This window comes from Candidatus Ozemobacteraceae bacterium (assembly GCA_035373905.1).
GTDB lineage: Bacteria > Muiribacteriota > Ozemobacteria > Ozemobacterales > Ozemobacteraceae > MWAR01.
In genome coordinates, this window is the sequence record DAOSOK010000007.1 from 72,888 (window position 1) to 85,390 (window position 12,503).

At 61.5% G+C, this 12,503-nt stretch carries 13 protein-coding genes and 1 other RNA gene; 7 read left to right on the forward strand and 7 right to left on the reverse strand.

What is annotated here, in order from left to right; translation table 11 throughout:
* Positions 1 to 37: 37 nt before the first annotated feature.
* The 4 genes from PLU72_04975 to PLU72_04990 form a co-directional block, all read right to left on the reverse strand.
* Positions 38 to 622 (reverse strand): hypothetical protein, encoded by a 585-nt coding sequence (locus tag PLU72_04975; protein HOT27519.1) that lies wholly within the window; start codon positions 620 to 622, stop codon positions 38 to 40.
* The gene (locus PLU72_04980) at positions 619 to 1,158 is read right to left on the reverse strand and encodes a hypothetical protein (protein HOT27520.1); all 540 of its coding nucleotides are present in this window, start codon (positions 1,156 to 1,158) and stop codon (positions 619 to 621) included. Before PLU72_04980 ends, PLU72_04975 begins: the two co-directional genes overlap by 4 nt.
* Positions 1,155 to 1,694, reverse strand: coding sequence for a hypothetical protein (locus PLU72_04985; GenBank protein HOT27521.1), 540 nt, complete (start codon positions 1,692 to 1,694; stop codon positions 1,155 to 1,157). The genes PLU72_04980 and PLU72_04985 overlap by 4 nt, the downstream gene beginning before the upstream one ends.
* 289 nt (positions 1,695 to 1,983) lie before the next feature.
* Entirely contained in the window at positions 1,984 to 2,913 is a 930-nt protein-coding gene (locus tag PLU72_04990) for a PfkB family carbohydrate kinase (protein HOT27522.1), read from the reverse strand.
* 59 nt (positions 2,914 to 2,972) lie between these two features.
* On the opposite strand from PLU72_04990, the gene PLU72_04995 reads away from it, so the two are divergent.
* A complete protein-coding gene (locus PLU72_04995; protein HOT27523.1) occupies positions 2,973 to 3,338 on the forward strand; it encodes a CbiX/SirB N-terminal domain-containing protein in 366 nt (121 codons plus the stop codon).
* Positions 3,339 to 3,340: 2 nt separating this feature from the next.
* Positions 3,341 to 4,261 carry a polysaccharide deacetylase family protein gene (locus PLU72_05000; protein HOT27524.1) on the forward strand — a complete coding sequence of 307 codons (921 nt, stop codon included), beginning with the start codon at positions 3,341 to 3,343 and terminating at the stop codon, positions 4,259 to 4,261.
* 190 nt (positions 4,262 to 4,451) lie between these two features.
* Here the strand turns inward: PLU72_05000 and rnpB are convergent.
* The 3 genes from rnpB to PLU72_05015 all read right to left on the reverse strand — a co-directional run bounded on the left by rnpB (position 4,452) and on the right by PLU72_05015 (position 6,540).
* Positions 4,452 to 4,824, reverse strand: an RNA gene (gene rnpB / locus PLU72_05005) — RNase P RNA component class A.
* A gap of 17 nt (positions 4,825 to 4,841) precedes the next feature.
* Positions 4,842 to 5,804: a TPM domain-containing protein gene (locus PLU72_05010; protein HOT27525.1), complete on the reverse strand. Its 963-nt coding sequence runs from the start codon at positions 5,802 to 5,804 to the stop codon at positions 4,842 to 4,844.
* Positions 5,805 to 5,817: 13 nt separating this feature from the next.
* A complete protein-coding gene (locus PLU72_05015; GenBank protein HOT27526.1) occupies positions 5,818 to 6,540 on the reverse strand; it encodes a hypothetical protein in 723 nt (240 codons plus the stop codon).
* 148 nt (positions 6,541 to 6,688) lie between these two features.
* Here PLU72_05015 and der point away from each other — a divergent pair, with 148 nt between their 5' ends.
* From der to PLU72_05040, 5 genes are read left to right on the forward strand one after another with little or no spacing between them, the layout of a single operon-like run.
* Positions 6,689 to 8,020 carry a ribosome biogenesis GTPase Der gene (gene der, locus PLU72_05020; GenBank protein ID HOT27527.1) on the forward strand — a complete coding sequence of 444 codons (1,332 nt, stop codon included), beginning with the start codon at positions 6,689 to 6,691 and terminating at the stop codon, positions 8,018 to 8,020.
* A 4-nt stretch (positions 8,021 to 8,024) separates the two neighbouring features.
* Positions 8,025 to 8,684 carry a glycerol-3-phosphate 1-O-acyltransferase PlsY gene (gene plsY / locus PLU72_05025; GenBank protein HOT27528.1) on the forward strand — a complete coding sequence of 220 codons (660 nt, stop codon included), beginning with the start codon at positions 8,025 to 8,027 and terminating at the stop codon, positions 8,682 to 8,684.
* Entirely contained in the window at positions 8,617 to 9,726 is a 1,110-nt protein-coding gene (locus PLU72_05030) for an NAD(P)H-dependent glycerol-3-phosphate dehydrogenase (protein HOT27529.1), read from the forward strand. Before plsY ends, PLU72_05030 begins: the two co-directional genes overlap by 68 nt.
* 22 nt (positions 9,727 to 9,748) lie before the next feature.
* Entirely contained in the window at positions 9,749 to 11,029 is a 1,281-nt protein-coding gene (locus PLU72_05035; protein ID HOT27530.1) for a VanW family protein, read from the forward strand.
* Complete coding sequence (locus PLU72_05040) at positions 11,029 to 12,498, forward strand: hypothetical protein (GenBank protein HOT27531.1); 1,470 nt, start codon at positions 11,029 to 11,031, stop codon at positions 12,496 to 12,498. Before PLU72_05035 ends, PLU72_05040 begins: the two co-directional genes overlap by 1 nt.
* Positions 12,499 to 12,503 lie beyond the last annotated feature (5 nt).

Sequence of the window (12,503 nt, forward strand, 5' to 3'; positions counted from 1 at the left end):
CTCCGATTCATACTCCCCCTCCTTCGCCCCTATACGTTCAGTCGATGGTGATTTTTCTCGTCAATTCGATGGTTTTCGTCATGAGCTCAGATCGGGCCCCTCGGCCACCTCTGCGCTCGATGACGGTGCCGCTCGCGATGATCTGCGAGGTCAGAACGAACTCTTTATCCACCACATTCGTGAAAGCCGCGATGACCGTCATGCTCGCCACCTGGTATTTCCAGTCGTTCAGGTCGATTCCGAAGTCTGACTGAATCCGGGAATCCCAGGGAATGGCCGTCGTGTTGCAGTCGCCGATGAAAATCTCCATGGCCCGGGCGCTGGGCGTTCCCCTCGAGGGGGTCTGCCCGGCGATGACGGCCTGGAGCGGGCAGAACCCCTGGAGCGCCATTCCCGAGTCGTAGGCTTCCTGGGGAAGGATACGGCATTTGACCAGGGCATGCTGAACGGCCGACTGCGAGAGGAAGTTCGCCTGCAGGAAATTCACGTTGACGACGTTCTGCTGCTTCACTTCCTTGCGGAAATAGAACATTGCCGTGGCGAACGCAAGCGTGCCGGTAATGAACGTGAGGACGATGATGATGGCCACGCCGCGACGGTTCGACCGCTTCATGTCGTTCACATCCACCCCCTTCGGCCCAGGAGAAAGAACCTGTTGACGTCGGACCAGGCCGTGTTCGGCGTCCGCCACCGGACCTGCATCGCGATGTCGATCAGTCTGGGTTTTGTTGAATCCTTGGTTACTTCCTCGATCGTCCGGGTCAGTTCGTTCGTCTTCGAGTCGAGATCGTTTCCTTCCGTGCCGCCCGGGCAGGAGGTGCGGAAATCGTGCCAAACGAAATCGGGATATTTCACGTTCGTTGATGTATTCTGATGTCTATATACCCGAACCTTTATTTCGACTTCGTTCCCCTCGACGATAAACGGGCCTCCGTTCACGAAGTCTTCGACGCCGTCGTTCGGGAAATTCACCGGATCGAAGACGTACATCCACTTGTTCATCTCTTCCTTGGCGAGGTTTGCGGCGACGCCCTCGATTTTCTGAACTCTGCTCGCGGTGTTCGAAGAACTCATCAGGCCGAACATCGGGATCATCGCGAGAGCGAGCATCGCGACGGCGAGCAATACTTCGAGCAGCGTCGTTCCGTTGTTTCTCATAGATGCTCAACCTTCACATCGACTTTCGCCGCGGTCGACTCGACGACCTTCGTGTTCGGGAACTGCGTTTTCTCGGGGTGTCTGAGTTCGACGGCGATGGTGACAAGCTGGCTTCCCGTTGCAGAATCGACGTCGAAGGCGCTCACCGACAGATCGACGGAATGGACGTTTTCCATGAGCACTCTTCCTGCGTAGAGGGTTTCACCGAGAGTGTTCGGGGGCGAACCCGGGTCGAGCGCCTTTTTGTAGACGAGCTTCCCCCCGGAAAACTCGACGCTGCTTTTGAAACAGGCCCCCGAACTCGGAACGTCGGTCCGAAAGGGGATTCCGATAAACCATTCTGCGATGACCTGATCGGAGGTGGTCAGGCCTTCGCGCACTTTCATCGTCTTGTCATCCTCGACAACGACGGAGCCGATATTGATGGTCGTCTTGTACGAAGCCCGCTGCATCTCCTCGCGAAGGAACGTAAGGCCGTTTCGGGCATGGGTCTGCATGGTGAGCGACCAGTTCGACTGGCGGAACGAACGCGTCACGCCTCGGTATACTTGATACACACCGGTGAGAAAAATCGCCAATACGGACGCGCCGATAAGGATTTCCAGCAGTGTGAACCCGTTTTTTCCGCGCCGGCGCATGAACTTTCTCCCGTTCTTCAAAGCCTCTATTTAGAATTCTACCAAATTCCCCCCAGAGGGTCTATGAAGATAGTAAATATGCTGAGATGCGAATCGAGAACGGCATTTTGCAGGATTCTGCAAGAAGCGGAACAAATGCACTCCTGGAATACAGACGCGCCATCCGCGACGGCCGTTCAATCGGGGCTCAGGATGATGCAACCTGAATTTCCGATATCCGTCGTTCGATCTCCAGGTAGCCGGCCTCGCAGGGGCCCGGGTGCAAGGCATCGGCAGCGCCTGCAGCCATGGCCCAGCGGGCTGCATCGAGCCGGTCAAGGCCGTTGGCATGGGCCCAGAGAAGACCGGCCATCGCCGCGTCGCCCGAGCCGATGGCGCTCACTTCCCTGAGCACCGGTGGCCGCAGTCTCCAGAGGTGCGGCGGCTCCCACAGGAGAGCGTCCCGGGGGCCGTCCGTGACCAGGGCACCCCAAATCCCGGCATCGGCAAGGCGTTTGAAAAAGTCTCCGGATCCGGATTCATCGAACGGGTCGAGCCCGAACGATTCACGGGCCTCGTCGCGATTGTGCTTCAGGAAGAAGCCGCCAACCTCGAGAGCCGCCCGGAGCGGATCGCCGCGTGCGTCGATGAAGATGTCGCACCGATATGCGCGACACCGTTCGATCACCCGGCGGTACAAGTCCCGGTTGTTCCTGCCGGGAATCGTGCCGGACATGGCGAGGATTCTGGTTCGCGGAAGCTCCCGCTCGAGCATCTCGAGAAACTCGACGATCTCGGATTCGAGCAACTCCTCGCCGTCTTCGATCCACCAGGTCTGGTCAGGCGGATTCTCGACGACCATATTGATGCCCACGCGGGTTTCGGCTTCCGTCGGGACGAACAGGGCCGACACGCCCTGGTCTTTCAGCTTTTGGCGGATTTTCTCGCCATTCGGGCCCCCGGCGAAGCCCATGGCGAGGGCCGGTCGGCCGAGGGTCTTGAGCATTCTCGCAACGTTGATCCCCTTTCCGCCGACCGTCCAGTCGATGAAACGGGTCCGGTGGCCGCCCTGCGCCGGGGGGACCGGTGAGTGGATGATGTAGTCGAGAAGCGGGTTCGGGGTGACCGTCAGGATCATGAAGGGCTCCGGGCCTCAGGATATTGCGTCGGGGGGTATTCTACAGTAGACTTCCCCGCATGCACAACGCCGCCGTCATTCTCGTGTTTCACGGTTCCCGCAACCCGCAGTCGCAGGCAGAAGCGGCGGCATTCGTCGAGGCACTCCGTTCGTCACTTCCAGGGCGTCACGTGACACACGGGTTTCTCCGCGAGTGCCCCCCGGGCATCCGCGACTCGATCGCCGAAGCCGTTCGTGCCGGGGCAACCGAGATTCGGCTGGTACCCATTTTTGCCTTGACCGGAAATCATATAGCCATAGATATACCAGAAATCATTCGCGAAGCAGAAGCGGCCAATCCAGGCCGGCGGTTCTCGCTCGATCCCGTTCTCGTAAGGGCCCCCGGATTTCTGGACTACATGAAAAATTCCATTCTCGAGGCCTGACCATGGAACCCACCGCCGACGCCCTTCAACTCCGCCGCGCGCATCTCACAAAGGCGATCCTGTATCACATCCTGCTCGCGCTGTTCCTGTTCGCGGGGGCCATCTTCGGCTTCATGAACGGCTGGAGTTCTTCGAGAGCCGAAATCCTGATTGCCCCGACCTTCCACGGGGTGACCGGCTCCCCCACCCGCCCATGGGAAATCACCTGGGACGGCCTTTCCGACTGGATTTCCCGGCTTTCGAACCACGGGTATTCGCCCCTCGATCCGGCGAGTTTTCCGGCCTGGCTGAGCGGCGAAATCAGCGGCGGCAGGCGGTATCTCCTCACCTTCGACGACGGCCTCGTCACGTCGGCCGACGCGATCCGCAGGCTGCACAAGGAGCGCGGCATCCGGTCCGTGCTCTTCGTCACCACGGAGTTCATCGGCCAGCCCGGTTATCTCACGTGGGATGCGCTGAACGCTCTCGCTTCGGAAACAGGCTGTCTGGTCGGCCTTCACGGACTCCGGCATATCGAACCGCCGAAACTTCTCAAGGAAGGCGGCGATCTCCTCGCCGAAACCCTGAAAGCGAAGCAGGACCTCGAAACGCATCTTGGCACGGACGTGTCATGGTATGCGTATCCCTTCGGCGAATACGACACCGCCTCGAGAAACGCCATCGCTTCCGCCGGCCTGAAATTCGGCTTCACGATCGACGGCGACGACATCAAACGAACCGCCGACCCCCTCCTCTTCCCCCGGGTCATGTATCTGAAAGGCGTCGAAACCGCCGGCGGCCCCTCGCTCGCCGACTGGACGCCTCCCAAGGGCGCCACCACCGGCAGCCTTCATATAACACTCGCTCTATTCGTCGGTTTGATGGGCCTCAGAAGCGTCATGCGTCTCGTGATGCTCCGCCGCGCCCTCGCCTCGTTGTCATAGACACAGCGCTCCGCACGGGAAAAGGCCAAGGCCCTTCCAGAAGCATGCTCTCGCCCTTCGCGAGACTCGGGGCGAACGGGGGTATCATGTTGATGCGGGAACCATATAAAAACCGGCATCACTTTTCCGGCCGTATCCCTCCGCGGAATATCGGCATAGTATATATGCCACTATCGATAAAAAGGGGATAAAGGCAGGGCGACCTGTAAGCCGGGTTCTGTACCCTTGCGGGCGTCGATCATCTATCTGGGATGACGGTTACCCGCCACCTCAAGCGGCCAACCCGGGGTCAGACGGGGCAGGCAACCCCTTCCCCTGTTAGGCCTTGCTCCGGACGGGGTTTTCCAGGCATCGCCGTCACCGGCGACCCGGTGCGCTCTTACCGCACCATTTCAACCTTGCCTGATCCCGTTGCCGGGCCATCGGCGGTATGTTTTCTGTTGCACTTTCCGTCCCCCCGCGATTCCTCGCGGGAAGCCTGGGCGTTACCCAGCGTCCTGCCGTGCGGAGCCCGGACTTTCCTCATCCCGTCGGAGACGGGACGCGATCGACCGGTCGTCCTGCCGGGTCCGATCATACCTCATTCGGCCGGGGTATGTCTATCGTCCGAGGAAAGATCGCCGGGAAGCTTTGAAGACCCGCTGTTGATGCGGATGTTCCGGCGAGTTCCCAGGAGCCACAGCCAGAACCCGGCGCTGCCGGCGGGGTAGATCGGCTCTTTTTTGCGGCGGGTGAAGCCGCACCGCTCGCACGAATACAGGCGGCGGCGGAGGCCGAGGGTGTTGTGGCCGGGTTCCTTCAGGATTTCGAAGGCGATGTTCAGCGAGCCGTTGCAGCGGGGGCAGCGCTCGACGAAGAAGACCATGTAGCACAGGAACGCGCCCACGAAGACGGCGAGCAGGATTTCCTTGGAGGCCCAGAGGAAGCCGAACAGGTCGAACGAACCGGTCTGGGCCGGCAGATTCTGGTTCTCGCGCTTCAGCTCGTCGACCAGCATCTTCTTGATCGTCAGAATCCCCTCGAGGAAGCCGCGCCCGTCGTCGTTCTCGGCGTTGCCGGGCAGGATCACCTGGTTCAGGATCTTCTCGCCCATCTCGCGCGTGATCAGGTATTTCAGGCCGATGCCGACCTTGAGGCTGAATTTCCCGTTCAGGGAGTCGCGGGGAAGCGCCGCGTAGAGCAGGATGCCGCGCTTGTCGTTTCCGATCGAACGGATCCATTCCGAGAAGAAGGAGTCGATGCGTTTCGAATAGCTGTCGATATTCTCAAGCACTTCGGTCTTGACCAGAACGCGGATGCGCAGCGTCTTTTCAATCTCGCCGCATGCGTCGACGATCTGGAGTTTCACGGCTTCCTTCAGCAGGAGCGCCTGATCCGAGACATACCGTTCGGCCTGGGGCTGAGTCGCCGCCGGCTCGCTGGCCTGCTGGGCGAACGCCGCAAACTGCAGCAGGATGACGAGCGCGGCGGCGCAGAGCATTCCCGCGGGGGCATGCGGCCGGACGCCGAACATCGCTTCGACCTTCTGTCTGATCACGTGCATGGCGGGGAAAAGCTCAACGAACGCCGTCGACGATGCCCACCCAGCGGATGAGCACGTTGCAGTGCGGGCATGGTTCGGCCCGGTTCGTTCCCGCCATCGCGTTGATGAAGCCAGCGGAAAGGCTCATGCCGCAGGAAGGGCAGCCGGACTTGTCGGCGTCCCAGATCGCGCGGCCTTTCGTCTTGCGTCGGATCTCCTCGTAGAGTTCGAGGTCGACGGCAGGGAGCTTCAGGGAAGCCTGGCGGCGCTGGGTGCGCTGCAGGTCGGCCTCGCGCTCGAGTTCGGCGATCTCTCCGGCAAGGCGCTTCTTCACGTCGTCGAGGTGTTGTTTGCGGCCCGCCAGCAGTTTCGCGGCTTTTTCGATGTCCTTTTCGAGGACCTCGAGCTTTTCCATGTCTTCGAGAACGCGCGACTCGACGGAGCCGAGGAGCTCCTTGTTGCGTTCGAGCTCGCGCTGGGTGGCCATGTAGGCGTTCGGCGTCATGCCGGCGGTCTTGAGGCGAAGCTCGTTGCCGCCGATCTTCTCGGTCAGCGACGCGGCTTCGGACTCGGCTTCCCTGCGCCGCAGAAGGATCTTCTTCTGGAGGGCTTCCTTGCGGCGGAGCAGCGTCTCTTCCTCGCCGACCTCGCGTTCCATCTTGAGGCCTTTTTCCTTCAGTTGTCGAATGCGTGACTCGAGGTCGTCGACGGCAAGGTCGAAAGCCTGTATTGCCAGTATCGCGGTGCAGTCCTGCACGGCGGCCCTCCTCTCGATTCTGCGTTGGTTCGCAGCGCTGGGGTAGCCTAACAGATGATTCCGACGGTGTCAACCCGCCGCCGCGTTCTATTGACGCCTGTGCTGATGCGTGGTATGATCGATTTTTCATTCTTGGAGGTGTTCCCGGATGTCTCTCCTCCCCGTCATCGCCATCGTCGGCAGGCCGAACGTCGGCAAATCGTCGCTCATGAACCGGATCGTCGGATACCGGCACGCCATCGTGGACCCCACCCCCGGCGTCACCCGCGACCGCAACTACGCCGAAGCCGTCTGGAACGGCCGGCGCTTCTACGTCGTCGACACGGGCGGCCTCGACCCCGACGACGAGCAGCCGATCATGATGTCGATCAAGTCCCAGGTCGATTTCGCTCTTCGGGAAGCGGCCGCGATCGTCTTTCTCGGAGACGCCCGCGACGGCCTCCACGGCGACGACCGGACGATTCTCAACTTGCTCCGGAAAAAATGCACCGACAAGCCGTTCTACGTCGCCGTCAACAAGATCGACAACCCGAAGGAGATCGACGTTCTCACGGCGGAGTTCTACGGACTCGGTGTCGACCGTCTGTTCCCGATTTCCGCCGTTCACGGCATCGGCGTCGCGGACCTTCTCGACGTCGTCGTCGAGCCGTTCGAGCGGGAAACGGCACCCGACGACTCGGTTTCGTCCCCGCCGCTCGAGCGCATCGCGATCGTCGGCAAGCCCAACGTCGGCAAGTCCTCTCTCTTCAATAGGCTTCTCGGGCACGACCGTTCGATCGTCGACGACGTTCCCGGCACGACGCGCGATGCGATCACCGTCTCCGTCGACCGGAACGGCCGCACCTACCGGTTCATCGACACGGCCGGCCTGCGCCGCCCCGCCCGCCAGAAAGACAGCGTCGAGTATTTTTCGGTCTTCCGAACCCTCGACGCAATCCAGAAATCCGATCTCGCCGTCCTGGTTCTCGACGCCTCGGAAGGCAAGATCTCCGAGCAGGACAAGCGCATCGCCGGCCGGGTCGTCGACGCCGGCTCGGGATGCATCATCGTCTGGAACAAGTGGGACATCGCCGATAAGACGGCCCGCCCATGGGACGAGCTGCTCGTCGAGACGCGCGAAGCCTTCCCGCTGCTGAATTTCGCCCCCGTGACCTCGATCTCGGCGCGCACCGGCCAGCGCGTCGACCGGCTGTTCGAGATGGTCGACACGGTGCAGGAAACGGGCCGGCACCGCATTACCGACGAACGGCTCAAGCAGATTCTGTATGAGGCCGTCACGATCCAGCCGCCCCCCAGCGTCGCCGGCCGGGCCCTGCATCTCAAGAACCTGCGCCAGCTCAACGGGCCGCCGATCGTCTTCCGGCTAACGGCGTCCGACCCGAAGAACGTTCACTTCTCCTACCAGCGGTATCTGCTGAACCATATCCGGCAGGAGTTCCCCTTCGAAGGCTGGCCGATGCGGCTCGCCGTCGGGCGTTGACGAGATGATCGGAATCACCTGGCACCCGTTCGCCGCCGGTTATATCCTTGGGTCTATACCATCGGCATGGCTGTTGTGCCGCATTTTCTACGGCATCGACATCTTCGAGCACGGCAGCCGCAACATGGGCGCAACCAACGTTCATCGCGTTCTGGGCACGAAACCCTTCGCGATCACCCTGATCCTCGACATCCTGAAAGGCTTCGCCGCCGTTCTTCTTTCGATCTCCTTCTTTTCGGTTCCGGAAACAGCGGTCCCCACCGGTCTTGCCGCCGGCGCCGCCGCGATCGCCGGCCACTCGCTTTCCGTCTGGGTGAAGTTCCGGGGCGGGAAAGGCGTCGCGACGGGACTGGGCGTTTTTCTTGCCCTCGCTCCGAAAGCCTCGGTCACAGCCATGGGAATTTTCCTGCTCGTGCTGGTCTCGAGCGGTTTCGTTTCGCTCGGCTCGATCGCCGCGGCCTGCGCCCTTCCCTTTCTGATTCTCGAATTCCGGGAGTGCGGCGAGGCCTGGCTGTCCTCGTTCGTCGTTTTTTCCGCGATCGCGGCCCTGTTCATCGTGTTCAGGCACAAGGCGAATATCGTCAGGCTCTGGAACGGTGAGGAGAACGGTCTCGGCAGTCGGAAACCCGAACCGGAACCGCCCGGGGCGACCCCCGCGGCGTGACAATTTCGTCGAAACGGAGCGTCTGGAACACATGAAGATCGGAGTCATCGGTGCGGGTTCCTGGGGAACCGTCCTCGCGACGCTTCTCTCGAAGAAGGGCAACCAGGTCACTCTGTGGGCGCGCGAGCCGGAAGTGGTTTCCGGCATCAGGAACAGGCGACGCAACCCGTTTTTCATGAGCGATCTCGAGCTTCCGCCCGAACTGGGAGTCTCGAACGACGCAGCAGACGTCGCGGCTGGCGCGGATGCCCTTCTGTTCGCCGTTCCCTCGGCCCATTTGCGCGGTTTGGCGCACGGCCTTCGCGAGCACCTGCCGCGGATCTCCGGCGTCATCAACGCCGCCAAGGGATTCGAACCCGGCACCGGCAAGCGTCTCAGCGAAATTCTCGTCGAAGAGTCCGGCGTCGAGCCCGGAAGTGCGGGCGACCGCATCGCCGTCCTGTCGGGACCGAATCTCGCCGGCGAGCTCGCCGAGGGCAAGATCGGCGCCTCCGTCATCGCCTGTCCGGACGAAACCTGGTCCAGAACGGCACAGGAACTGCTCTCGAACGATCACTTTCGGGTCTACCGGCATACCGACCGCACCGGGGTCGAGCTCGGCGGCACGCTGAAGAACGTGTTCGCCATCGGGGCCGGCATCGTCGACGGGCTTGGCCTCGGCGACAACGCGAAGGCAGCCTACCTGACCCGCGCGCTCCATGAGCTCGTCAGGCTTGGATCGCGTCTTGGCGGCCGGCCGACGACCTTCTACGGGCTTTCTGGACTCGGCGATCTCATGGCGACCTGTTCCTCGCCCCTCTCCCGGAATCACCAGCTCGGCCAGGCCCTCGCTCGCGGGAAGACGCTCGACGAGTTGACGCACGGCAGCCGCATGGTCATCGAAGGCGTGGAAACGGCACGAATGGCCGCCTCGTGGGGGAAAAAACTAACGATTCCCCTTCCTATTACCGAAGAAATATGCAGGGTTCTCTTCGATTCGCTGTCTCCCCGGGAGGCAGCGAAGAATCTCATGACCCGTTCTCTGAAGGACGAAGAGGCCTAAATTTTTCGCGGGAGCTGTGTTCATGCGCCGGAATCTCACCATCGCCGCCTCGATTTTTGGCATCGCCCTCTTCCTCGGCGTTTTCTTCTGGGGGATTTTCTACTTCCAGGGGAAGAGCGGCCGGCCCGTCAGTCAAGGCACGGGCGACAAGCCGGCGCAGACGCAGAGCACGGGATCGGAGGCACCAATGCGTTCCACGGAAACCGCCCAGGCGAAACTGCGTGACATCGACGTTTCATTCACCCTCGACTCGAAGACGATGCATCTCGGGCCTCAGAAGCTGATCCGCGTCTCGAAACGCAGCGTTCAGGAGCCCCCCCTCGTCGAAGTCGACGTTCAGCTGGCCCACTCTCTCATCTCGAGCCTCCAGGAACTCGATCTTCAGACCCCCATCGAGCCGGCCCGGGTCTCGACCGACAAACAGGGAAATCCGCTCCGCATCATCCGCGGCTCTGGCAAGCGCGTGATCGACCGCGAACGCACCCTGCTGACGCTCAAGGATATGGCATCGCAGGCAGCCGATGCCTCCGCTCTCAACGTTCCGATCTCCGTGAAGATCGACGAGGGGTCCGAGGGGTTCGAGGCACAGCGCCAGAAACTCGGCTTCGGCGTCTGCCTCGGCCGGTTCGAGACGCTTCACGCCGATCACGCCGACGATGAGGCGCGGAACGAGAATCTCCGCATCGCCGCCGAGAAGTGCGACGGGCTCATTCTCGCCCCCGGCGCCGAGTTCAACTTCGACAAGGTCGTCGGCCCCCGCGTTTCGAAGAACGGGTTCAAGATGGCGGGCGTCATTTCGAACGGCCGCGTGATTCCCGGCATGGGGGGCGGCGTCTGCCAGGTCAGCACGACCCTGTATCGCACGGCCCTGCTATCCAATATGAAAATCACCGAACGGCACAACCACTCGATCTACGAAGGCATCCCCTACGCCGATCGCGGGCTCGACGCGGCCATTGCCTGGGGTTCGAAGAATTTCCGCTTCGTGAACACGCTCGGCGTGCCCCTGCTGCTTTCCTGCCGCGGCGGGAACGGCCGGGTCCATGTCTCTTTCTACGCGCCGAGCAAGCCTTTCGACCAGGTCGTCGTCGCGACGCGCAATGAAAAGGCGATCCGCTACCCCGTCGAAAAGAAAAAGAACGCCCGCCTCAAATCCGGCGAAACGCGCATCGTCCGCCCGGGCGTGACGGGCTATACGATCGACGCCTACCGCATCGTGACCAGCGGCGGGATGAGCCGCGAAGAGAAGCTGTCCTCCGATAACTACCTCATGTTTCCGCAGATCGAGGAGAGCAGCAACTGATGCGGTCTCCGAATACAAGGACGTCGCCCGGGCCGTGGCTCGCCGTGGCCGTTCTCACGTTCCTCGCGTATGCCTGTACGGCGGCAACGGCGCTCGAGTTCGCCAACTTCGTGACTCGCGGCTATGAAGGGAAAGGCGAACTCGAATTCATCATGCCGGAAGACCTCCTGCGCGACGCGTCCGGCAACATCATCGTCGCCGACCAGAAGAACAACCGCGTTCAGATCCTCACTCCGGAAGGGAATTTCAAGCGATTTTTCACGATCACGGCCCAGACCCCGGGCGTCGCGTCGATGGTCGCAAGCCTCACCGAGGCAGAGATCGCAAGCCAGTTTCCGCCCGAAAAAAAGCGCGAGCCCTCGGTCTCGAAAACCCCGAAACCGCCAGAAGTCAAACCGGTCCCCGGCCCCCGGCTCGACAAGCCGGTCGGTCTCGCCCTCGACGGAAAAGGGCTTCTCTACGTCGCCGGCTCCGGAACGGGCCATATCTGGGTCCTTCGGCTCTCCGACGGCGCCCTCGTCGAGGTCATCGGCCGGTTCGGCCGCCAGCAGGGCCAGTTCGACACCCCGCTCGACATCGACATCAGCCCCGACGGAAAGCTTGCGGTCGTCGATTCTGGCAACAAGCGCGTCCAGATTTTCGACGCAGACCGGAAGTTTCTCCGGGAAATCCATTACAAGGAAGAAACAAAGAAAAAAGAGCTTCGCTCCCTCCCCCCGCGCGGCGTCTGCTGGCTTCCCACGGGCGATCTCGCCGTTTCCTACCCGACGTTCAACCAGATCGTGAGCTGGAATCCCGCCGGTGAAGTGGTTTGGCGCTACGGCGTGAAGGGCAACCGGAAGGGCGAGCTCAACGAACCCTCCTACATGATTCACGGTCCCTCAGGGCATCTTCTGATCGCCGACAGCGGAAATCACCGGATCGTCGAAATCACCTCGAACGGCCTTTTCGTCAAGAACTTCCCCATGGGTCGCGGAAGCGGGCCCGGACGGCTCCTGTGGCCGCGTGGCATGGCTCTCACCGATCAGGACACGCTGATCGTGAGCGACCAGGGAAACAACCGCATCCATTTTCTTCAGCCGAGCAAGGCCGCCCTCCTTTTGCGCGAAGCGAAGCTTCTCGCGAACCAGGATAAATGGGATGAAGCGTACGTCCGCATCGAGCAGGTGCTCAACCTTCAGCCGAACGACCAGGATGCCCGCGCGCTTATGGTCAACGCCCTGCATTATTTCGGCGACCGCGCCATGAACAAGGCCGATTTCGAGCACGCCGAGGAGTATCTGCGGCGCATCCTGATCTACAATCCCAACGATCCGAACGTGCAGAAAAAGCTGGACGCGATCTTCTGGGCCTCGAACAAGGACTTGATCGGCAACTTCGTTTTTGGCATCATAGCCGTCATCGCCATCCTTATTCTTTTCTGGATCATCAAAACCACTTTGAGCCGGCTGATCTTCGGCCACCCCTAGGAGCG